At 36.2% G+C, this 22,854-nt stretch carries 21 protein-coding genes; 1 reads left to right on the top strand and 20 read right to left on the bottom strand.

The genetic code is table 11. The annotated features are described in order from the left end of the window. Positions 1-7: 7 nt before the first annotated feature. The 10 genes from csaB to AAAT26_RS02970 form a co-directional block, all read right to left on the bottom strand. Entirely contained in the window at positions 8-1,108 is a 1,101-nt protein-coding gene (gene csaB / locus AAAT26_RS02925) for a polysaccharide pyruvyl transferase CsaB (RefSeq protein ID WP_004693157.1), read from the bottom strand. Then, entirely contained in the window at positions 1,101-3,143 is a 2,043-nt protein-coding gene (locus AAAT26_RS02930) for a DUF5693 family protein (protein WP_287508949.1), read from the bottom strand. The genes csaB and AAAT26_RS02930 overlap by 8 nt, the downstream gene beginning before the upstream one ends. Positions 3,144-3,155: 12 nt before the next feature. Beyond that, positions 3,156-3,851 (bottom strand): LmeA family phospholipid-binding protein, encoded by a 696-nt coding sequence (locus AAAT26_RS02935; RefSeq protein WP_012864273.1) that lies wholly within the window; start codon positions 3,849-3,851, stop codon positions 3,156-3,158. Positions 3,852-3,859: 8 nt separating this feature from the next. Continuing rightward, positions 3,860-4,967 (bottom strand): peptide chain release factor 2 gene (gene prfB, locus AAAT26_RS02940; protein ID WP_012864272.1). Its coding sequence is split into 2 segments (ribosomal slippage): positions 3,860-4,909 and positions 4,911-4,967, totalling 1,107 coding nucleotides; the frame shifts between segments, so codons are not numbered across the junction. Positions 4,968-5,087: 120 nt separating this feature from the next. Continuing rightward, positions 5,088-7,523, bottom strand: coding sequence for a preprotein translocase subunit SecA (gene secA, locus AAAT26_RS02945; protein WP_012864271.1), 2,436 nt, complete (start codon positions 7,521-7,523; stop codon positions 5,088-5,090). A 218-nt stretch (positions 7,524-7,741) separates the two neighbouring features. Further along, positions 7,742-8,269 (bottom strand): ribosome hibernation-promoting factor, HPF/YfiA family, encoded by a 528-nt coding sequence (hpf, locus tag AAAT26_RS02950; RefSeq protein WP_012864270.1) that lies wholly within the window; start codon positions 8,267-8,269, stop codon positions 7,742-7,744. Between the two features lie 242 nt (positions 8,270-8,511). Then, complete coding sequence (locus AAAT26_RS02955) at positions 8,512-8,709, bottom strand: cold shock domain-containing protein (protein WP_004693056.1); 198 nt, start codon at positions 8,707-8,709, stop codon at positions 8,512-8,514. 506 nt (positions 8,710-9,215) lie between these two features. Further along, positions 9,216-9,941, bottom strand: a complete 726-nt coding sequence (locus AAAT26_RS02960; RefSeq protein ID WP_012864269.1) for an amino acid ABC transporter ATP-binding protein — start codon at positions 9,939-9,941, stop codon at positions 9,216-9,218. Beyond that, entirely contained in the window at positions 9,938-10,594 is a 657-nt protein-coding gene (locus tag AAAT26_RS02965; RefSeq protein ID WP_004693053.1) for an amino acid ABC transporter permease, read from the bottom strand. Before AAAT26_RS02965 ends, AAAT26_RS02960 begins: the two co-directional genes overlap by 4 nt. 11 nt (positions 10,595-10,605) lie before the next feature. Beyond that, a complete protein-coding gene (locus AAAT26_RS02970) occupies positions 10,606-11,412 on the bottom strand; it encodes a basic amino acid ABC transporter substrate-binding protein (RefSeq protein WP_024061785.1) in 807 nt (268 codons plus the stop codon). A gap of 903 nt (positions 11,413-12,315) precedes the next feature. Between AAAT26_RS02970 and AAAT26_RS02975 the strand changes: the two genes are divergently transcribed. Continuing rightward, on the top strand, positions 12,316-12,918 hold the full coding sequence (locus AAAT26_RS02975; RefSeq protein ID WP_004693025.1) for an HD-GYP domain-containing protein: 603 nt from the start codon (positions 12,316-12,318) through the stop codon (positions 12,916-12,918). A gap of 41 nt (positions 12,919-12,959) precedes the next feature. Here the strand turns inward: AAAT26_RS02975 and AAAT26_RS02980 are convergent, their stop codons facing one another. The 10 genes from AAAT26_RS02980 to rnpM are packed head-to-tail and all read right to left on the bottom strand — an operon-like array spanning position 12,960 to position 22,854. Beyond that, positions 12,960-13,655, bottom strand: coding sequence for a ComF family protein (locus AAAT26_RS02980; protein ID WP_287508950.1), 696 nt, complete (start codon positions 13,653-13,655; stop codon positions 12,960-12,962). Then, entirely contained in the window at positions 13,655-15,808 is a 2,154-nt protein-coding gene (recD2, locus tag AAAT26_RS02985; protein ID WP_287508951.1) for an SF1B family DNA helicase RecD2, read from the bottom strand. Before recD2 ends, AAAT26_RS02980 begins: the two co-directional genes overlap by 1 nt. Continuing rightward, complete coding sequence (locus AAAT26_RS02990; RefSeq protein ID WP_287508952.1) at positions 15,808-16,572, bottom strand: shikimate kinase; 765 nt, start codon at positions 16,570-16,572, stop codon at positions 15,808-15,810. Before AAAT26_RS02990 ends, recD2 begins: the two co-directional genes overlap by 1 nt. Before the next feature lie 12 nt (positions 16,573-16,584). Further along, on the bottom strand, positions 16,585-17,517 hold the full coding sequence (locus tag AAAT26_RS02995) for a bifunctional riboflavin kinase/FAD synthetase (protein ID WP_287508953.1): 933 nt from the start codon (positions 17,515-17,517) through the stop codon (positions 16,585-16,587). Between the two features lie 2 nt (positions 17,518-17,519). Further along, positions 17,520-18,461 (bottom strand): tRNA pseudouridine synthase B, encoded by a 942-nt coding sequence (locus tag AAAT26_RS03000; RefSeq protein WP_287508954.1) that lies wholly within the window; start codon positions 18,459-18,461, stop codon positions 17,520-17,522. A 2-nt stretch (positions 18,462-18,463) separates the two neighbouring features. After that, positions 18,464-19,405, bottom strand: a complete 942-nt coding sequence (locus AAAT26_RS03005; protein ID WP_287508955.1) for a DHH family phosphoesterase — start codon at positions 19,403-19,405, stop codon at positions 18,464-18,466. A 17-nt stretch (positions 19,406-19,422) separates the two neighbouring features. Beyond that, a complete protein-coding gene (rbfA, locus tag AAAT26_RS03010) occupies positions 19,423-19,779 on the bottom strand; it encodes a 30S ribosome-binding factor RbfA (RefSeq protein ID WP_008600771.1) in 357 nt (118 codons plus the stop codon). Between the two features lie 9 nt (positions 19,780-19,788). Continuing rightward, positions 19,789-22,251, bottom strand: coding sequence for a translation initiation factor IF-2 (infB, locus tag AAAT26_RS03015; protein WP_287508956.1), 2,463 nt, complete (start codon positions 22,249-22,251; stop codon positions 19,789-19,791). Between the two features lie 15 nt (positions 22,252-22,266). Continuing rightward, the gene (locus tag AAAT26_RS03020; protein ID WP_105086531.1) at positions 22,267-22,572 is read right to left on the bottom strand and encodes a L7Ae/L30e/S12e/Gadd45 family ribosomal protein; all 306 of its coding nucleotides are present in this window, start codon (positions 22,570-22,572) and stop codon (positions 22,267-22,269) included. A gap of 12 nt (positions 22,573-22,584) precedes the next feature. Next, positions 22,585-22,854, bottom strand: coding sequence for an RNase P modulator RnpM (rnpM, locus tag AAAT26_RS03025; protein WP_004693005.1), 270 nt, complete (start codon positions 22,852-22,854; stop codon positions 22,585-22,587).

Below are 22,854 nucleotides of genomic sequence, written 5' to 3' on the forward strand. Positions count from 1 at the left end.
CAATATATTAATAATCTTTAAGTAATGAAATAGCAATTTCTGCATTGCGTTGGGAATCTACACGCAATGATTCAATGCGATCATAAGATGCTTGATACTCCTCACGAGAATTCAACAATTTATGACACCATTGATATAAGGCTTCTTCACGCAAATGAGTCATTGTGCCAATAGGCTCTTGACCAATCATATGTAAAAAGCTTGTAATTTTAGGATCATAGGAAATACCAATAACTGGTTTTCCCATTAAAGAACTAAAAACTAAAGCGTGAAGACGTATACCAATCATGAGGTCCACATTTCCAGATAATGACACTTGTTGCTCTGTAGAGAACGGACCTTCTAGCACAATAGCGCCATTCGGCATATAGCTGGCAATGATCTTAGCCTCTTTTGTATCCTCAGGATGTGACATAGGAATAAAGATAATTTCCACATTATCTTGTTCTTGTAATCTGCTCAATACATTAGCTAAGGATTCTCTATACTCTGTATCCTCTTTCCAACTACGAACCGCCACACCAATTCGTTTACGTTGTTCATCTGCTTCAGATATTTTAGATATATACCCTTTCAGAATATGAGAGCCAATTGAAAGATCTGCTGGTTGCATGGCCAATACCGCATCTGCAGTAACTTCTACATCTTCAATTCCCAAAGAAACTAGTTCATCCTTTGAAATAGAATCTCTAACTGTAATAGTATCTACAAAACGCAATACAAATCCAACGGCACGACGTGTTGATGAACGATTTAAAGGACCAATACCTTGGGAGTATAGCATTACTTTTTTCCCAAGCAACTTTGCTAACGCCATAATACTTAAGTAATAGTAAGTATTGCGAATACTAGTAGCATCTTGTAATAAACTACCACCACCACTAATAACAAGATCCGAATGAGCAATTGCTTTTAAGATACCCAATGCAGAAAATGTACCTACAGCATTAATATTATGCTTTTTACTAGTCTCTTTAGGATTACCAGAAATTACAGTAATATGTGCATCAGCCTCTTCTTTACGAATAGCATCGATAATAGCACAAAGCATGGCCTCATCACCAGCATTACCAAAGCCATAATAACCAGAGATAACAATATTACTCATGGTCAACCTCCCTAGCTTGGAACCATTGTGTTACGTACATCATAAACCGTACTGCGATGATAAGAAGCACTCCAAAAAGGGCGCCAATTAACAAACCATCATAACCACGCATGATGGACATGAACACTGGCGTTCTAAGATGACAGAAGGTTTCAACCATCGAAGCAATGCCAATAACACCAGCTAGAGTTAACAAGAAATGAATTACTGTAGGCCACTTACGCATGAACGCAAAGGTAGCTAGCATTAAAGCAGGATGACCAATAATGAACTCTTTTTCACGCGGTCTCGCATACATTGTATTTTCAAGAAAACGACGTAGCATAAGTTCAAAGCCTGGTACAGGAACACCTGCAGTGTGTCCACTACGGCCAACAAATACCCATACTGCACCACCAAGTGCTGCTATTATAAAGAATACATATAATTTAACATCCATAGTTAAGAATTCCACTACAAATGTTTTCGCTTCTTCTTTGGAATTAATCATGCGGCCGTTCCACAATGGGAATCGTTGAAGGTACGCAATAATAACTAAAATAATTGGCAGAACAAAGGTCAACTTAACACCTCTAAAGAGAGCAAACTCCATAAAGAATTTCGTATTGCCCAATAAAGATGCGATATACATTCCGCCAATAGCAGCAAATAATGCAGCAATTACAAGATATAATAAGGCAAGAATCGTAGACTTAATGGCACCTAATGGACGTGCACCATCATAACGGCGCCCCTCTTCCATCAAGCGTATCATAGCACCTACAGGAGCCATAATAGCACTAGATAGAGCCCATATTTGAGTAATTAAGGTACCACTTGTAAGAATAAATACAACAATGGATGCCAAAGAAATGCCAAAAAAGGCCACAAGTTGCGTATGCTTAGACATTGGTAACATCATTTGTAGAACATATACAAAAAGTGCGATAGCCCCGATCATTGTAATAACTACTAATAATGGATTTGGTGTATAAGCAGGATAAATATCCGCTGGACCAAATTCATAACCTTTTACAGCCAATTTCTCTGTAGCTATATTAATATAGTTGATTGTAGTCTGTAAAACAGTTTCATTATTTATACCTGTTTCATACATCGGAAACAAGTTAAAACGAATATTTCGTTCTATATCACTAATGTAAAAGCGTTGTGCCGCTTCTTCAGGGGTAATTTTCTTTAACTCCTCTTTAGCGATAGTATACACACGACCTACACTATAATTATTTTTGGCCGCCATTTCCAAGAAACCTTGTTGTGGCTCATACTGCAACTGATTTACAGCTTCGATACCAACTAGTGGAATATGGTTTTTATTTAGTAATGCTAATGTTTCATCCGTTAAATTAGGTGCACCTAGAGCTTCTTTACCAGCAAAAATCATCCCTGTTACATGAGGAATGCCTTCAAGTCGTTTAAATACATATTGAATATCTTCAGATGTTACGTTTCTATAGTTTGTTGGACGAACGATAACATTGAAACCACGATCTGCAACCTCTTGTGCTTGCAACTTTGAAATACCAAGATTCATCTTTGCATAGCTATCTGCTGTTGCACCATACAATTCAAGAACAGGACCAATACTTGTATTAAGCTCTTTCACCTTGTCCTTGCCAATACGGTGGTATAAATCCTCTCGAATTTCTTTATAATAACCTTCTTTACCTGAAATTAATGCCACATAAGTCGCCCCAGGTTTAATCGCAGCGCCATTAACACGAACAGAGTCCATCTCTTCAGAGCTTAATACTTTAACTTGGCCCGCATCTTTTGCTTTTTCTAACGTGCGATCATAAATAGCAAAAGCAGTCACACCAGCATTACGTAATGCATCAAAAGCTTCTTGTTGACTACGCTTTTCAAAGGCGCTGGCTCGTAAAACTGCATCATAGTCTACAATATTTTCAATATGATTTTGAGATTTCTCAATCTGATGGCGTTCAAATACTAAGTATAAGGAAGATAAAAGACCTATAATAATACAAAGTATAAGAATCCATGAGTACTTACTTTTTTGTGTGTTCCGATGATTCACGACAAATCCTTTCTAGTTGAGTACAGGTTTAACTTTAATGAGAATTTCACCATTATCAACAGTCAAACTTTCCGCTTTTACAGGAATTGGAAAATTGTTGAAGTCATAAATTTGAGTACTTTCTAACACATTAGATGTCATACCAGGAATTGTAGCACCATTTATGGTGAACTTTTTAGGTGAAAACAATAATGTATTGCCCTTTAATTCTAAATTCCCATCTAATTTAACATCTCCTTTAAACACCATGCCTACATTCATTTTACCGGTTAGGCTGATATTATCTTTACTAATGTCAACTTGTACGTCTTGAATATCACTACCTGCTTCATTACTTAAGAAAGTCGCTAAATCAGCTTTATTAATAGTCCCATCAATACTAGCAGTCCCAACACTAACGATATCAATTTGTTGACTAGCTAATAAAGAAATTGGATTAACAAGAATTTGTTTAGCATCATATCGGAAGCTAGCAAAATTCAATTTACCCAGTTTAATATTCTCCAAAGTGCCATAAACACGATCTACCTCACCATATAAAATTTTGAAAGCAGGTTGAGCCTCAACATTTACTGTTTGAGCCGTTGGTTTCAATGTTTCATTTAATTGACTTTCAATACGAGAGCCAATAAAAGATGGTAATAAAAATTGGGATGCCACTACAAGAGCAATAATTAGCACTAATAGGAATAGTAAAAACTTTTTCATAGTATCTCCTAAATTGTTAAGTTAGCCTCTTTTTTTAAGAAACCTTCGATAAATGGGTCTAAGTTGCCATCCATAACAGCTTGAACATTACCAGTTTCTACACTAGTACGATGATCCTTAACAAGATTATATGGATGGAATACATAGGAACGAATTTGACTTCCCCACTCAATTGCTTGGTAGGTACCTCCAATCTGTTCTTTAAGTTCAGCTTGCTTTTCGAGCTCTAACTCAAATAGTTTCGCCCGTAACAAACGTAAAGCTTGTTCTCTATTCTGCATTTGAGAACGTTGTGTTTGGCATTGTACTACAATACCTGTCGGCTTATGTGTCATGCGAACAGCAGAATCGGTTTTATTAATATGCTGACCACCAGCGCCACTAGCACGATATGTATCAACTTGAACGTCTTTCATATCGATATTAATTTCCACAGTATCATCGATTTCAGGCATTACATCGACAGCAGCAAATGATGTGTGACGTCGAGCCGCAGCATCAAATGGTGAAATACGAACGAGACGATGTACACCTTTCTCAGACTTCAAGTAACCAAAGGCATTTTCACCTTTAACAAGGAATGTAGCAGATTTTATTCCTGCTTCATCACCAGGTTGTTCATCCATTAACTCGATGGAAAAGCCAGATTTTTCAGCCCAGCGCAAGTACATGCGAATTAACATAGAACACCAATCTTGTGCCTCAGTCCCACCAGCACCGGCATGAAATGTTAAAATAGCATTATTTGCATCATATTCACCACTTAACAATAAAAGTACTTCTTGCTTTTCCAAGGTTTCTTCTATTTGCTTAACATATTCCTTGATTTCACTCTCCATGGAGAGATCATCTTCATCTATAGCCATTTCAAGCATCACATTAGCATCTTCAATATCACTAACAAGTTGCTTATAGCTTTCTACAGCATTTTTTAATTGTGTGGCCTCTTGAGAAATCTCACGAGCTTTATCTGGATTATCCCAAAATGTAGGATCACTCATCTGTACATCAAGTGTAAATATTCGGTCTTCCTTTTGAGCGATGTTAAAGTGAATCCCTCATCCCATAAATACGTTCTTCTAAATTAGAAATAATCGGTTTTAGATCTTCTAACAATTTATGTTCACCACCTTTAGTTAATTAGTCTATTACATCAATAAACTATTACCTTAACAAAATAGAAAAATGGCCGTTGCCCAGTGGAAATCCCTTTGAGCAACGTGCCATTCACAAATCTTAATCTATGTTTTGTGGCTCCAACACATCTTCATGATGGGATTGTGCACCTTCTAAGTGATCAACTGGTTCTTCGATTTCTTGAATCAATTGTGCACGAATTTTGTATAATGCCATGATTGTCTCATCTTGAATAGCTGCAATCATGTTTTGGAACATATCAAAAGCTTCAAACTTATATTCTACCAACGGATTCTTTTGACCATATGCACGAAGGCCAATACCTTCTCGTAACATATCCATATTATCCAAATGTTCCATCCATTTATTATCAACAACGCGCAACATAATCGCCTTTTCAAGTTGACTAAACATAGCCTCTCCAAGCATATCAACGCGATCTTGATACTCTTCATGAGCAATTTCTAATAAGCGTTCTAATAAGTCTTGACGACTATATTCTTCCATATCTTGAGAAGACATAATCTCTTCTGTTAAGAAATATTGACTTAAATGTTTATAGAGACCTTCATAATCCCATTCTTCTGGATAGAGCTTTTCATCAGCATAAGCATCTACAGATTCGGTAACAAGCTTGTCAATCATTTCATTAATTGTTTCACGCAAGGATTCGTTACGTAAAATACGGCGTCGTTGTTCGTATAATACTTCACGTTGTTGATTCATAACATCATCATACTCAAGTACATATTTACGAATATTATAGTTATGATCCTCTACTTTCTTTTGAGCACGTTCAATAGATTTAGTAATCAAAGAATGCTCGATAGGTTCATCCTCTTCCATACCAAGTTTATCCATGATACCTGTAATATTGTCAGCACCAAAGATACGCATTAAGTCATCTTCTAATGATAAGAAGAATTGAGAAGAACCAGGATCCCCTTGACGACCAGCACGTCCGCGTAATTGATTATCAATACGTCGGCTTTCATGGCGTTCTGTCCCCAAAATGGCTAACCCACCTAGTTCTGGCACACCTTCTCCAAGAGTAATATCAGTACCGCGACCAGCCATATTAGTAGCGATTGTTACCATTCCCATTTGGCCAGCAGCTGCAACGATTTCTGCTTCTTGTTCATGATGTTTAGCATTCAATACTTTATGAGGTACACCTGCACGCAACAACATATCTGAAAGTTCTTCAGACTGTGTAATAGATGTAGTACCAATCAAAATAGGTTGCCCTATTTGGTGGCGTTCTACTGCATTACGTACTACGGCACGATATTTAGCAGCTTTAGTTTTAAAAATCTGATCTGGCAAATCCATCCGGATTAAAGGCTTATTCGGTGGAATTGGTATAACCTCTAATCCATAAATATCGATAAATTCTTTTTCTTCTGTTTTAGCAGTACCTGTCATACCTGCTAATTTATCATACATACGGAAATAGTTTTGGAATGTAACAGATGCTAAGGTTTGGCTTTCGCGTTCAACTTTCAAACCTTCTTTAGCCTCAATAGCCTGATGTAAACCATCAGAGTAACGGCGTCCAAACATCAAACGGCCCGTAAATTCATCGACGATAACAACTTCACCATCTTTAACCACATAGTCTGTATCACGATGCATCATAGCATAGGCACGCAAAGAAGCACCAAGCAAATGATTCAACTCGATATTTTCTGCATCATATAGGTTTTCAACGCCAAGCATTTTTTCAACCTTTGCGATTCCAGAATCTGTAGGGGCAATAGTTTTTTGTTTTTCATCGATAACATAGTCTTCATCTTTTATAAGGTGAGGAACAATTTTAGCCAATTTATAATAATTATCAGTGGAACGTTGACCAGGGCCTGAGATAATTAATGGTGTTCTTGCTTCATCAATAAGAATGGAGTCTACTTCATCCACAATGGCATAATTCAATGGTCGTTGTACCATTTGAACAACATCGGTTACCATGTTATCGCGTAAATAGTCAAAACCAAACTCATTATTTGTACCATATGTAATATCACACGCATAGGCTTCTTTACGTTGATTAAAGTCAAGATTAGCCACAATAAGACCCGTGGAAAGTCCTAAGAAATTATATAAACGTCCCATTTGCTCGCTATCACGAGTCGCCAAATAATCATTTACTGTTACAACGTGTACACCCTTACCGGTCAATGCATTCAAATATACGGGCAATGTAGCTACTAATGTTTTACCTTCACCAGTACGCATCTCCGCGATATTACCATTATGCAGGCAAATGCCCCCCATTAACTGTACATCGAAATGACGCATGCCTAAAACGCGTTTAGATGCTTCACGAACTACAGCGAATGCTTCTGGCAATAGGTCGTCTAACGTTTCCCCTTTTTGTAAACGACGTTTAAACTCATCAGTTTTTGCCACTAAGTTAGCATCACTTAATTTAATATAATTAGGTTCAATTTCATTAATATGATCTGCAATAGCACGCATTTTTTTAATTTCTTTTGCGTTATTATTGCCTAATAGCCTTTGTAAAAAGCTTAACAAACAAATCACTCCTCTACGGGACATCTTACATTATTTTATCTAACTTATTATAACGAAAAAGCCTTGAATAGTCAAAGAATTCAAGGCATTTCAAGATTATTTATAGTATTATTTTTGCAAAAAAGGTGGATGACTATTTTAAGTCATCCACCTTAATATAATAATCGGCTGATTTAAAGTAGAAAGGAGTTAGGATTAAGTTCAGCCGACATTATATATTATTGAAGTTCTGGCTCGATCAAACCATAGAAACCATCATGTCTACGATAAACAACGTTCATCGCTTCAGTTTCAGCATTAAAGAACATAAAGAAATCGTGACCAATAAGATTCATTTGTAAAATCGCTTCCTCAACATCCATAGGGCGCACAACAAAGTGTTTGCGTTTTACAACTTCAATAGTTTCTTCTTCCACAGGAGCTGCCAAAGCTTCAGGATGGAAAGCTTCTTGTTTTTTGAAACGTTTAGCTAAACGAGTTTTATATTTATGGATTTGACGAACAATTTTATCTACTACTAAATCAATAGCTGCGTACATATCATCGTTAGTTTCCACACCACGAAGAACGATTTTATCAACAAAACATGTAAGTTCAATTGTAGATTTATCTTTTACAACGGATAAAACCGCTTGTGCATCTAACTCATCATCGAAGTAACGAGTCAATTTACTCAATCTTTTTTCGATATATGCTCTTAAGGCATCTGTCACTTCAATGTTTTTTCCTCTAATTGCTACTTTCATAAGTCAACACCCTTTCTAAAAATCATCCACGAGATGCGAGTGTGTGGTATTATATAACCTTATCTCTCGTGTTATATTTAGTATTTCTACATCTAACTGTAAAACTCCTTCTTTTTTATCTAAAAATTTTATATTTTTTGTAGAATTATGTATAAAATGTATATAGAAAATCAAAAAACCCCGATAGTATATACTATCGGGGTCCAATTATATATTGTTTTTATAATTTTTTTGGTATGTAGTTACGCTTTAACAACGTTAGCGGCTTGAGGTCCACGGTTTCCATCAACAATCTCAAATTCTACATTTTGACCTTCAGTCAAAGATTTGAAACCTTCGTCTTGGATTGCAGAGTAGTGTACAAATACATCGCTACCGTCTTCACGTTCAATAAAACCATAACCTTTTTCTGCGCTGAACCATTTTACTTTACCTAACATGGTAACATCCTCCTAAAAATATATATATTGTCTTACTGTCTTGCTCTATATGTGTATCATAACACAGCATGTATAAAATATCAAACAACAATATTTACATTTTTAATGAATATACAAACACTAGAAATAAGAATATCATTTGCTGTAAATCTCAAAAATCCCTATATCTATACATGTCATAAATAATTATATAAGCCCTATAAATTAATTGTATATTTTTATAATCATAAAAATATGTGAATTAAAAATTATTGTTTTTAAAAATGACTGTATAAATTATTGTTATATCACAAATATTTATAGCAATAATCGTGTTTTTCAGATTAATCTACCCTGTAAATCTTTATACAAACTCTTTATAATTAATAAATTCACTCTAAAGGTTATCAAATATATTAATAGATATTAAGCTATACATATATAATATAAATAGATAGGTTAAATTTAATGTAAAAAAACAGGAAGCAATTTCTAATTCTAGAATTTGCTTCCTATAATTATATTATTTAATCTAACAAAATTTTATCTAAGAATGATTTTGTTCTTTCATTGGTAGGTGCATCAAATACGCGTTCAGGTGTATTATCTTCTAAAATCAAGCCACCATCAACAAATAACACTCTATCCGCTACCTTTTTCGCAAAGCCCATTTCATGAGTAACGATGACCATCGTCATACCTTCCTCAGCTAAAGACTTCATAACATCTAGCACTTCACTAACCATTTCAGGATCAAGAGCTGAAGTAGGTTCATCAAAAAGCATTACTTTTGGTTTCATAGCTAAAGCGCGAGCAATAGCAACACGCTGCTTTTGACCGCCTGACAAAGAATCAGGGTATGCGTTGGCTTTATCCGCCAAACCTACTCGATCAAGTAAAGCTTGACCTATCTTCTTAGCCTCTTCCATAGATGTTTTACGAACCTTAGTTTGTGCTAAGGTAAGGTTTTCCATAACCGTCATATGTGGGAACAAATTAAAGTTTTGGAAAACCATTCCTACTTCAGCACGAACGTCATTTAACTTTTTCTTATCAGAAAGATCCATGCCATCTACGATAACCTTACCAGATGTAGGTTCCTCCAAGTAGTTCATAGTGCGCAGTACCGTACTTTTACCAGAACCAGAAGGACCGATGATTACAACAACTTGACCTTGTTCAATATGTAAATTAATACCTTTTAGTACTTCATTTTTACCAAAAGATTTATGTACATTTTCTAATTTAATCATTTAATGCTATATTTCCTTTCAAGATATCCAACTAATTGTGAGATAGTCACTGTCATAATAAGGTAAATCACAGCAACCGTACCCCAGATTTCAAAGGATGCATAGGTTTTAGCAATGATTAATTGACCACGACGTGTCAACTCCTCGAAACCGATAACAGAAACTAAAGAGGAATCTTTCAACATGGCAATAAATTCGTTCCCTAACGGAGGAATAATTGCTTTAAAAGCTTGAGGCATAATGATGTAACGCATGGTTTGTCCCCAAGTTAAACCAAGAGAACGACCGGCCTCCATTTGACCTTTATCAATAGATTGAATACCAGCACGGAAAATTTCAGATACATAAGCACCAGAGTTAATACTACATGCGGTAACAGCCGCAATATATGGATCAATCCGTTGACCTGTAATCATAGGCAAGGCAAAATAGATTAGGAAAATTTGCACCAGTAATGGTGTACCACGAATGATATCTACATAACATTTTGCAAGCAATCTAACTAATCTAAATTTAGATAAATTTGCTAAAGATACTAAAAGACCGATAAAAAAGCCACAACCTACAGACATGGCTGTAATTTCTACAGTCACTAGAGCACCTTGTAGCAAGAGCGGTAAATTATCCGCAATTAACCCCCAATTAAAACTCATAATCTCTCCTATTATTTAAATTCTAAAACTACTGGCATATCAGCAGGTGCATCTACATTAAACCATTTTTTATATAATGTATTAAATTCACCATCAGCCTTCATATCAGCAATTGCTTTATTGATTTCTTCTTGCAATGCTTTGTTATCCTTATTAATTGCTAAGCCCAAGTATTCTTTAGTATTTGGATATGCCATAAATTTAATATGTTGGTCAGGATGCTTAGTACTGTAATATTGAGCTACAGGTAAATCGATTACAGTTGCATCTACTCCACCATTTTGTAATTCTAACAAAGCTTCATTACTATGGTCAAATTCTTTTACAGTAGTACCTTCAATTTTATGAGCTAAATCTGCACCAGTAGTACCTAATTGGGCTGCAATTTTTTTACCCTTTAAGTCATCAAGAGAATTCACAGCCGTTCCATCTTTATATACTACTGCTAAGGCATTTTCATAATAAGGAGAAGAAAATAATACTTTTTCACTTCTCGCTTTTGTAATAGTCATACCAGATGCAGCAACATCAATATCATGTGTGTTCAAAGCTGGAATCAAAGCATCAAAAGCTACATTTTTTAGCTCTACATCTTTATTAATACGCTTACCGATCGCACGAATCAATTCAATATCAAAACCTGTATAATCTTGAGTTTTTTCATCTTTAAACTCAAATGGAACAAATGTAGCATTAGTGCCAACGACAAGTTTATTAGATGTAGGTTGATTAGAGGAACCACATCCACCAACTAAAGAAGCAGCCATCACTAACATACAACCGCCAAGAATTATTTTTTTTACTTTGCTATTTAACATATTATCAACCTCATTATTTTAACTTACTACTACTTTATAATAGTATATAGATTAAGTATAATTATGTCAATAATTTTGTATATAATTTTAGATACAATCGCAAAATCGCTATATTTATATTTTAATTTTATACATTATTTGTATAAATATTACGGTTATGTATATAAACTTTCCCATAGTTAGTGGTTTTCTATAGATTTTATAATATACAACTGTATAAAAAAAGCACATGAGAAAAGCCTCATGTGCCCCTATACGGCTGACCTGGTCTTTGCCCCCACACTCGCCTGCTGGAAGGTTCGCTCATAAGTCCAAGACTCCCCACTACTACCTCTCTCGATTTTATCGGCAGGACTTACACCTAAGCCGCACCATGCTCACAACCCTTTGGGCTGCTTATGTGGATCGTTTTGCCTGCGACTAGCCTCGACTTTCAACCACAGACCCGTATAGACGTATTATAAAGAATAACAGTATTTATGTCTAGTTTTACTATTATTTTAAAAAAATTTGATTATATAGTTAAGTAGGCAAACATAATTTTTTTACCAAACATACTATCGTATAATTCTTAGAACAATGAGAATAAATTTTGCAACCCCTATTTGTTGATGTATAGAAAATTGGAATAGAAAACCTAAAATATTCTTCATAATATTTTAATATTTCTAAAATCATATTTTTTAAGTACCATATCTAGTGGATTCTTAAATTGTCAATTAGTTTTCGTATGCCAAATATGAATACAACATATTTGTAAGAACATACGTATCATACACAAAAAATTATTTATGGTGTATAATTTGTATACTGTTAAATTAGAACGGCCTAAAGTTGTACGATATGAACATAAGTACGAGGGGTTGTACCATATGTTCAGTTTGTTAGTTAGAGGGGTTTATTATGTTTATGTTATCATTGATGCAACCATCAGGTTTGTATGAACTGGAGAAAGACAGTTTAGAAGCCATAAGCGCACAACTTTTACAGATGATACAAATGAAAAGCTATCATCTCTATACACATTCTATTCAGGTTTCAAACTATGCTGTTAGCATCGCAGCTAAAATGGGTTTACCATTAAATGAAATTGAACAGATTCGTCACGCAGCTTTACTTCATGACGTGGGTCTATTAATGGTTCCTAATGCATTAATCCAAAAATCTCCATATCTTAATAAGCAAGAAATGTCTAAGTATAAACAACATGCTGCAAGTGGTGCCAATATGATTGAAAACTATCCTTGCTGCCAACAAATTTTACCTTATATTCGTTATCATCATGAAAAATGGGATGGTTCTGGTTATCCCAAACATTTACGTGGTGCCAATATTCCGTTAGGAGCTCGAATTATTGCTGTAGCAGATTACTATGATACAACAGTTAATCCTTCTACTGAATTTTGGGCAAAAACAAAAGCTAAAGCAAAAGAAGAACTCTTTAGTGCATCTGGCTCCCTCTTTGATCCTGATGTAGTTAAAGCATTTATTGATGTGCTTGGCTAATATGAAATCAAATATTATATTCCTACATTTAGTAATAAAGATTAGAAACTACCACTAGCCAGTGTAAGGGCATCAACGCGTAGCGCTTTATGCTTTTGTAAGACTTTTGCTACAGCTTCAATTGTGGCACCTGTAGTATATATATCATCAACAATTAATATATTCTTATTGGTAAAATCAATATCCTTATAATCAGCACATATAACAAAGGCATCATCAATATTTTGATGTCTTTCTTTATTTGTTAATCCCCACATATCTCGAGAAGTATCAAACTTGTATATACAATCTAACCATTTAAATTTTTTTCTATCTATCTCCCATAAAGAATGAGCCCATTCAAGAAAGAATAAATCTACTTGATTATATCCTCTCTTAGCTTTTTTCTTTTCGCTAGATGGTACGGGAACAATATAATCATACATAATTTTACAATTACTGTTCACAATGTTAGACTCATTATATTTCATGTAAAAGTTGTACGATACTAAAAAAGGAGCGGCCCCTTTGGACTGCTCCTTTTTTTCATTAAATTTTACATCGTAAATCATAGACTTTAGACCACCACGATATTCGGCCAACACACATACATCATCTACATAGTGTAAAAATTTATGTGGTACATGACGAATATGTAATAGATCTGTAAAACAAGCTTTACACCAATCCCCTTGTGTTGCTACGGGTGCACCACAGTGAGGGCATACAGGTGGAAATAGGAAATCCCAAAGACTCATTACGAATCACATCTCCCTTGTAGTCGTTCTTTAAACAATGTGTAACGTTCATCGGCATTAACAGTACGTACAGCACGTTCAACTGCGCTCGTAGTACCAACGATAATTACTTTACGCTTTGCCCGTGTAACAGCAGTATACAACAAATTACGTTGTAACATACCACCATAACGTGGAACAAATGGAATAATAACTACACCATACTCACTACCTTGACTCTTATGAACTGTAATAGCATAAGCAGGCATAATCATATGTGCTTCATCAATAGGTAGACGAACCTCTTTATGGATAAATCGAATACAAATATCGGTCCGCGTAATAGCATAGATAATGCCAATTTCGCCATTAAACACTTCTAACTCATAATCATTGAGAATTTGAATAACCTTATCCCCAACGCGATACGTAATGCCATTGACACGAACTTCTCCCTTATAGCTGTCTGGAGGGTTTACGGCTTGTTGTACATATTGTGATATCAATGTACTACCTGCTTCACCACGGCGCATAGGAGAAATAATTTGAATATCTAATTCATCCTCTATCGTCTCTTGTTCACGTTTATATACATCAATGATGGCTTTCATCATCATATCATAAGATTTAACAGGAATAAAAGAAAACTCTTCGCTCACACCTTCCAGGTTAGGCATTTCACCACGGTTAATTGCGTAAGCACTTTCAACGATAGTATTACCAGAGCTTTGACGATAAATCTGATTAAGTCGTGTATAGGGCACACAATCACTATCTAATAAATCTTTTAATACGAACCCAGCACCTATAGGTGGTAATTGATCTACGTCACCCACAATAATGACATGAGCTTCCTTTGGAATAGCAGCCATCAAAGAATAGAATAAACGCACATTAAGCATAGATGCTTCATCGATGATAATGACATCTATATCTAGAGGATCATCTTCATTCTTTGTAAAGTCATAGGAGTCACTACCTTGAACAGGTACCAATAGACGATGAATTGTAGTAGCTTCAAACTCAGTGGCCTCGGTCAGACGCTTTGCAGCACGTCCCGTAGGAGCACAAAGTATAATGCGCCCCAATCCACCGAGTTGGAAACCTTTTACTAGTGCCTTGATGATAGTTGTTTTACCTGTACCAGGACCACCAGTTATAAGAGAAAACTTTTCAAAAAATGAGAGCTGTATAGCTTCTTTTTGAGCATCACCAAAGATAATGTAGTTGTCTCGTTCAAACTTTTCAATAAAACTAGAAATATCTAATGCTATTGGATCAGCTTCTAATAGAAACTCACGAGTATAGTGGACACCTTCCACTTCAGAAACATACATCTCTGGCGGATAGATATATAAGATATCTTCATAATACGTACTATACAGTGCACCTTGTTCCAGCAGGCTTTCAATAAAGTTCGCAATATCATCTACATCAGTTTGTAATAAATCGTCAAGTCGACCGATAAGTTGGTCTACTGGTAAACATGTATGACCTTGATTATCTAGACTACGTAGAATCCATTCTAAACCAGCCTCTAAACGGCGTGTATCACTACCATTAATACCAAGATGCTCTGCTAGTGTATCGGCCGTACCAAAAAGCATATCCGGTGCTACACGTAATAATGTATAAGGATTATCCTCTATAACTGCGACAGACTGCACACCATAATAGGTATATACAATACGACTCCATTTCGATGAAATGTGATGACTTTCAAAAAAATGATTTAAATCAGATAAAATACCTTCGCCAAGTAAGGTATTGAATAGCTCATCCTTAACACTCTTTCGGAGACCTGGAACATCTTTAATCTCTTCTGGACGTTCTTCCCGTAAAATTTCTAAAATACGAATACCGAAATATTCTAGTACCTTCTCTACGGATTTTTCACCAAAACCTTTTATTCCTAGATTCAACAAATAAGTCTTGGCAGCACCCATATTATCAGGTTTTAACTTTTCAACACTGCTCGCATCAAATTGGCGGCCGTACTTTTCATGTTCTACATAGCGGCCCCGTACTTCGATGTCTTCCCCTTCTTTAGGAGACTCAAATTTGCCAGTACAAGTAATGTATTCCTCATTATAATCTTTTAGGATAAACACGCAATATGTACGTTGTGTATTCTCATATATAGTTCGGTATACAAATCCTCGTATGGCGTCCATTATTTCTCCGTATTCGGCAAAGCTTCAATAATTTCTTGCACTGCATCGGTAATACTGCCTTCGTTACCAATTTTAATATGTGCTACTTCTTCATATAAAGGATAACGTTCTTCATATACATTAAAAATATATTCGATACTTTCTTTTACAAGCGGACGAATCTCTAGATCCAAATCATCTAAAATATGATTTACATCGCGGTTAACAAATACAACAAGACCATTATTGCGCATCAATTTAACAGTTTTATCATAGGTAACAGTGCCGCCACCTGTAGCAATGACAGATGGTTTATTGTGAATTAATTCTTTGATTGTACTATATTCATATTCACTGAAAGCATCTTTACCATCGTAAATATAAATATTTTGAACGGATTTACCTACCTTGTCTTGAATCGTTTGGTCTAGATCGAAAAAGTCGCGGCCTAACTCTTTTGCTAGAACCTTACCAACAGTAGTTTTACCTGCGCCAGGCATACCAATGAGAAAAATATGCTTATGCATATGCTCCTTTAAGAACTCATTACTCATAGAAACGACGGTTTTTATATAATTTTCAACATAAGGTGCTAAAACTTTATCTTTACAATTTTGAGTATGTAAAGCAATGATACTTTCATCCCGTTCTTCATCAATAAGTGGTAAGTGATGTTCATCCTTATATTTACCAATTTCTTTAATCAGTGTGAGTCGCTTCTCAAACTCCGTAACTAATACAGAATCAATATTATCTATCTGTTTTCGAGCTTCTTTAATATCCATGAGAACCCCCTTTTATGCATTAGCCAAAATAGCTAGAGCCTGTTCTTCATCTACCTTCATTTGATCGATAAGATCTTGTAAATTATTAAATTTAACTTCCCCTCTAATATAAGAAATGAACTGTACAATTACTTCTTTTCCATATATATCTTGGTCAAAGTTAAAAACGTGTACTTCACATCTATGGTACTGATTTCTAAAGGTTGGATTATCTCCAATATTGCCTACCCCATCATACCAAATACCATCAATACATACACGATTAGCATAGACTCCATCTGGAGGTGTAGCCATTTCATTAGGAAGTAATAGATTTAATGTAGGAAATCCTAATGTGCGTCCCCGTTGATCACCTTTAATCACAGTTCCTTTAAACTGGAATGGCCTACCTAGCCAATGATTTGCATCCTCCAAATGCCCTTCATGAATAGCTTTTCTAATTTCTGTACTAGAAATAGGTGTACTACGACCATCACAAGGTAATAAAGGCTGTACAAGAACTCGTATATTCTTATCCGCTACCACTTGTTTCATATATTCTGGATTACCAAGCCCCTTTGCACCAAATGTAAAGTTCTCACCGATTACAATAGCTTCCACATTCATATCATTGCAGAGCTCATGCAAGAATTCATCTGCAGTCATTTTTAATAATGCTTCAGTCATAGGTAACCGCAAAATATAGTCAACTTTGAGTTCTTCTAGCACAGTATCCATAATCTCTTCTTGAATCACTCGTTTAGGTACTCGTTCTGGATGTAATATAGTTAACGGATGATGCTCGAAGGTAATGATGATACTAACCCCATCGACTGATATAGCCTCTTCAACAGCCTTATGTATAACTCGTTGATGACCTCGATGAATGCCATCAAAGGTACCAAGGGCATATACTTTTGTATCTTTGATTTGACGTAGTTCATCAAACGAATGTAGTTGCTTCATACTTATCCTTCAATAAAAATATTTTTTTCCACTTTTAATGTGTGGTTGTTTCGTTTCATAATACCAATAAAACCATTCGGTCCATAAGCTCTATAGAGCTGACCTATTTCTGTGAAAGCAAATTCTTTACCAATCGGTAACTGCTTGCCTTCTATCATCATTCTTAATTGTACACTATTTACAGTTACTTTTGAAAGATGAGAAACAGCCGTATCTGTTGGCAACAACAGACTTTCACCATGTAGCATCAATTCTTCGGCCATCTTAGCAGAGCCGATATCAAAAGGGCCTACTTGAGTACGTGCCAAAGAAGTCATAGTGCCAGGAATACCTAAAGCAATACAAATATCGCGTAATAATGAGCGAATATAAGTCCCCCCTGAGCATGTCACGCGAATCGTGAAAAAAGGGAATCCATAAGCAATGAGCTCAATATTTTTAATATGAATTTGACGTAATGGTAGCTCCACAGGAATACCTTTACGAGCATATTCATAAGCTCGAATACCATTTACTTTAATGGCAGAATACTTAGACGGCCTTTGGTCCTGAACGCCAGCAAATTTTCTCAAAATACTAACCAATTCTTCAAATCCTGGTTTAACCATAGTTGTCGAGATTTCTGTAGATTGAATAGCTCGATTCAATACAATACCCTCTCGCAATACCATATCATTATCTGGCAACACAGGTTGTCCTGAGCTATCTTCAGTATCCGTAAAAGTACCCAATTTACATTCTGCTACATAGGTTTTATCAAATTCATCCGTGTATTCTATGAGGCGCGTAGCCTTACCAAGAAACACAGGCAATACACCATAAGCCATAGGATCTAATGTACCACTATGACCAATGCGCTTTTCCTTTAGAATACGACGACAAATAGCAACGGCATCATGGCTTGTAATGCCAGGTGGTTTTAAAAATGGTAATATCCCATCCATTATTAAATTACCTCAATGAGAGCTTGTTTTGCCTCTTCTAATGGTAGATTAATAGTGCAACCTGCAGCACGAATATGACCACCACCACCAAAATGGCTTGCTACAACGTTCACATCAATACCTTTAGAACGTAAACTTACACGTGTTATATCATCAGCTTCTGCTTTTAATAAAATTGCCACGTCTACAGTATCAACATTTCTAATAATATCTACAAAACCATCTGTATCATCGCCAAGTATAGTCATAGCCTCACGATTCAACTCGATGGTAGCAATCGTATCATTCTTGTAAAACTCGATAGTTTGCATAACTTGTTTTGTTAATTCTAAACGACTGGCAGATACGGCTTCTATGGTTTCAGAAATAACATTTGGTCTAGCCCCTGCAGCTACACATTTGGCAGCCATCTCAAGAGTATTTGCTGTAGTATTGCTAAATTTAAAGAAACCACAATCTGTAGCAATCGCCATATATAATGCCGTACCCATAGATTCAGTGATAGGCCAATTCCATTTTCTACATAAGTCGGTAACAATTTCACCAGTAGCAGCAAAGTCAGGCTTTAAATATAGATGGTCCGCGAATTCTGTATTAGAAATATGGTGATCTATATTAAAAATAGGTGCACTCCAAAGTGCACCTACTTTGCCAATTCGCTCATACGTGCTAGCATCCAAAACCATAAGCATATCAATATCAACTGGATTAGTTTCAAAATACGCTACATCATGAATGTGGTCCGTATATCGTAAGAATGTGTACTTCTCAGGAACTACATCATCCACTACCATATATACAGTTTTACCTTGTCCTACAAGGGCTTCGTAAAAGGCTACCATGGACCCAATAGCATCACCATCAGGTCTAATATGGACGGTTAGCATAATAGAATTAGCTTCACACAGAGCCATATGTAATTGATTAATAGTAATCTTACTCATGTTCTGTATCCTTTTTGTTAATTTGTTTCTTCATCCTTTTTGATTTCATTCAAAAGGGATTCAATATGCATGCTATAGTCTAAAGACGTATCCTTATCAAATGTGATAGAAGGAATATGGCGTAATTTAAGTACTTTGCCAAGCTCTGTACGAATATGACCTGCTGCATGCTTTAATGCGATAAGGGTATCTTCTTTTTCCTTATCGGAACCAAACAAGGAGACATAAATCGTAGCTTCACGTAAATCACCTGTTACATGAACATCGGTAATAGTAGTGAAGCCGATACGCGGATCTTTCAATCCGCGCATCAACATTTGACTTACCTCTTGTTTGATAAATTCTTGTAATTTTCTGACACGAACATCACTCATATAAACCTCCTATAATTGAGGTGCAATTTCTTCCATCAAGTAAGCTTCAATAACGTCGCCTTCCTTGATGTCGCGGTATCCTTCTAAGGAGATACCACATTCAAAGGATGTTTTAACTTCCTTAACTTCATCTTTAAATCGACGTAAAGAATCAACCTTACCTTCAAATACAACGATGCCGTCACGAATTAAACGAACTTCAGAGTCGTTAGTAATACGACCTTCTGTTACATAAGAGCCAGCTACAATAGCCTTTGGTGTGGAAATAACCTGACGCACTTCTGCACGACCTACAACAACCTCTTTAAATTGAGGCGCCAACATACCGCGCATAGCAGATTCAACGTCATTGATAGCATCATAAATTACACGATATGTACGCAAGTCAACCTTTTCTTGTTCCGCTGCACGTCGAACATTAGCATCAGGGCGTACATTAAAGCCCATTACAATCGCATTAGATGCAGATGCCAACATGATATCCGATTCATTAATGGCACCTACTGCAGCATGAACAATAACAATACGAACCTCAGGGTTTTTGATGCCTTCTAAAGATTGACGCAATGCTTCTACAGAACCTTGAACATCGGCTTTGATTATAATATTAAGATCCTTCAACTCGCCTTGTTGGATTTGGTTGAAAATATCATCTAATGTAACTTTATGTGTAGCTTGCAATTCTTGAACCCGTTGCTTAGCAATACGTTTTTCAGCAATTGCACGTGCTTCGTTGTCATCCATACCATTTATAATTTCACCGGCTTGTGGAACTTCGGAGAAGCCCAAAATCTCTACCGGCATAGACGGACGAGCAATTTTTACTTTTTCACCGCGCTCATTTGTCATGGCACGTACTTTACCGTATGCAGTACCAGCAAGTACTGTATCACCTACACGAAGAGAACCTTTTTGTACCAAGACAGTACATACAGCACCACGACCTTTATCAAGTTGAGCCTCGATAACTACGCCATATGCCTTACGGTTAGGGTTCGCTTTCAATTCCATAACCTCTGCTACGAGCAAGATATTTTCAAGTAAGTCATCAATACCTTGCTTTTGTTTAGCAGATACTGGGACCATGATGACATCGCCGCCCCATTCTTCTGGTAAAAGTCCATGTTCAGACAATTGTTGTTTAACATGGTCTGGGTTAGCACCTGGTTTATCCATTTTGTTGATAGCTACAATAATAGGTACATCTGCAGACTTCGCATGGTTAATGGCCTCGATAGTTTGTGGCATTACTCCATCGTCAGCAGCTACTACGAGAACTGCGATATCTGTAGATTTTGCACCACGTAAACGCATAGCAGTAAACGCTTCATGACCAGGTGTGTCAAGGAATGTGATTTTATTATCCTTGTAGCGAACTTGGTACGCACCGATATGTTGAGTGATACCACCAGCTTCGCCAGCTGTTACATTAGTTTGACGAATTACGTCCAACAAGGATGTTTTACCATGGTCAACATGACCCATAATAGTTACTACAGGAGGACGTGGTTTTAACGTTTCTGGTGCATCTTCAATTTCGATAACATCTGTAGGATCTTCTTCTGGTTCTACTTCAGTTACAGTTACACCGAACTCTTCAGCTACAATAGTAGCTGTATCTACATCAACCTCTTGGTTAATGCTGGCCATAACACCTAAAAGCATCAATTTCTTGATGATTTCAGATACTTCACGACCCATTTTTTCAGCTAATTCTTTAACAGTTAAAGGACCGCTCAATTCAATTTCTGTAGCAATTGCTGCTTCAGCTTTACGTTCAGCTTCTGCTTTTTGATGTAAGTACTGCTCGTTACGATGTTTTACGCGATTCTTCTTTTTTTGCATAGATGTAGATAACAAGGATTGAGGTCGGTTATTGCCACCTTTTTTATTTTTCTTGTTACGGCGATCATTATTAGAATTGCGGTTATCGTTATTGCGGTTGTCGTTATTACGATTATCGTTGTTGCGATTATCATTATTACGCACATCATTAGAACGAACGTTATTACGGTTATCATTATTGCGGGTATTATTAGGGCGATTGTTAGCGCGGTCTCCACCATGTTGGTTACCATCGGATTTGCGTGTAGGCTCAGAGATTTGTACATGACGTACATTGCCTTTTTTATGGTCCTTTTGTTTAGATTGATCGTCTTGTTTTTGACCAGATTGTTTATGTTTATCTTTTTTCTGTTCGTTAGAACGATTTGGATGTTGTTTATGTGACGCAACTTCTTGTTTATGAGCTGCAGGAGCAGACTTTTGTTCTACCTTTTTTTCTATTTTTTGTACTACTTTAGGAGCTTCAGATTTTTTACCTAATTGTTTTTTTACAATTTCGTAACCTGAATCATCTACAGAATTAACTGCTTTCGTAACATTGATATTATTTTGTTGCAAGATAGAAATGACCTGCTTACTTTCTACGCCGAACTCTTTGGCGATTTCATGAACGCGCTTTTTGGACATCTACATACCCCCTTATTATCGATCAATCTCTTTAAGTAATGCCTTTGCAAATCCATCATCTAGTACGGCAACTACTACCCTAACTTCCTTACCAATGGCCGTTCCTAAAGCCTCTTTATTGGCAATACTATGAAGTGGAATGTGATGGGTTTCTGCTAATTGAGTATATTTTTTTTCATTGTTGGCTGCACAGTCACCAGCGAGAAGTACTAACTTTGGTTCCTTTCTTTTTATAGCTTTTTCTACAATGAAGTCACCAGAAATAACTTGTCCTGCTCGTTGTGCTAGACCTAAGAGATTCAAAATTTTATCTTCATTCATGTATATCAGTGATTACTCATTCTCTTGTAAATCACGTTGTAATGCTTCGTATATCTCTTTAGATACACTATGTTTTAATGATCGTTCTAATCGTTTTGCCTTATAAGCCTGCTCAAAACATGACATAGACTCACATAAATAAGCTCCACGTCCTGGTGCTTTACCGCTGCGATCAATAGTGATATTGCCGTCTGGACTCAAGGCTACGCGAATCAACTCTCGTTTTGCCTTAGGTTCACCACATCCTACGCAAGTACGCATAGGTTGGGATTTTGGTTTCAT

This window comes from Veillonella parvula (genome assembly GCF_040094895.1).
GTDB lineage: Bacteria > Bacillota > Negativicutes > Veillonellales > Veillonellaceae > Veillonella > Veillonella parvula_L.

Bases quoted from the DNA above. Each gene is read 5' to 3' on its own strand.
- csaB (WP_004693157.1), bottom strand. From the start codon at position 1,108: ATGAGTAATATTGTTATCTCTGGTTATTATGGCTTTGGTAATGCTGGT.
- AAAT26_RS02935 (WP_012864273.1), bottom strand. From the start codon at position 3,851: ATGAAAAAGTTTTTACTATTCCTATTAGTGCTAATTATTGCTCTTGTA.
- hpf (WP_012864270.1), bottom strand. From the start codon at position 8,269: ATGAAAGTAGCAATTAGAGGAAAAAACATTGAAGTGACAGATGCCTTA.
- AAAT26_RS02955 (WP_004693056.1), bottom strand. From the start codon at position 8,709: ATGTTAGGTAAAGTAAAATGGTTCAGCGCAGAAAAAGGTTATGGTTTT.
- AAAT26_RS02960 (WP_012864269.1), bottom strand. From the start codon at position 9,941: ATGATTAAATTAGAAAATGTACATAAATCTTTTGGTAAAAATGAAGTA.
- AAAT26_RS02965 (WP_004693053.1), bottom strand. From the start codon at position 10,594: ATGAGTTTTAATTGGGGGTTAATTGCGGATAATTTACCGCTCTTGCTA.
- AAAT26_RS02970 (WP_024061785.1), bottom strand. From the start codon at position 11,412: ATGTTAAATAGCAAAGTAAAAAAAATAATTCTTGGCGGTTGTATGTTA.
- AAAT26_RS02975 (WP_004693025.1), top strand. From the start codon at position 12,316: ATGTTTATGTTATCATTGATGCAACCATCAGGTTTGTATGAACTGGAG.
- AAAT26_RS02980 (WP_287508950.1), bottom strand. From the start codon at position 13,655: ATGAGTCTTTGGGATTTCCTATTTCCACCTGTATGCCCTCACTGTGGT.
- recD2 (WP_287508951.1), bottom strand. From the start codon at position 15,808: ATGGACGCCATACGAGGATTTGTATACCGAACTATATATGAGAATACA.
- AAAT26_RS02990 (WP_287508952.1), bottom strand. From the start codon at position 16,572: ATGGATATTAAAGAAGCTCGAAAACAGATAGATAATATTGATTCTGTA.
- AAAT26_RS02995 (WP_287508953.1), bottom strand. From the start codon at position 17,517: ATGAAGCAACTACATTCGTTTGATGAACTACGTCAAATCAAAGATACA.
- AAAT26_RS03000 (WP_287508954.1), bottom strand. From the start codon at position 18,461: ATGGATGGGATATTACCATTTTTAAAACCACCTGGCATTACAAGCCAT.
- AAAT26_RS03005 (WP_287508955.1), bottom strand. From the start codon at position 19,405: ATGAGTAAGATTACTATTAATCAATTACATATGGCTCTGTGTGAAGCT.
- rbfA (WP_008600771.1), bottom strand. From the start codon at position 19,779: ATGAGTGATGTTCGTGTCAGAAAATTACAAGAATTTATCAAACAAGAG.
- infB (WP_287508956.1), bottom strand. From the start codon at position 22,251: ATGTCCAAAAAGCGCGTTCATGAAATCGCCAAAGAGTTCGGCGTAGAA.
- AAAT26_RS03020 (WP_105086531.1), bottom strand. From the start codon at position 22,572: ATGAATGAAGATAAAATTTTGAATCTCTTAGGTCTAGCACAACGAGCA.
- rnpM (WP_004693005.1), bottom strand. From the start codon at position 22,854: ATGAAACCAAAATCCCAACCTATGCGTACTTGCGTAGGATGTGGTGAA.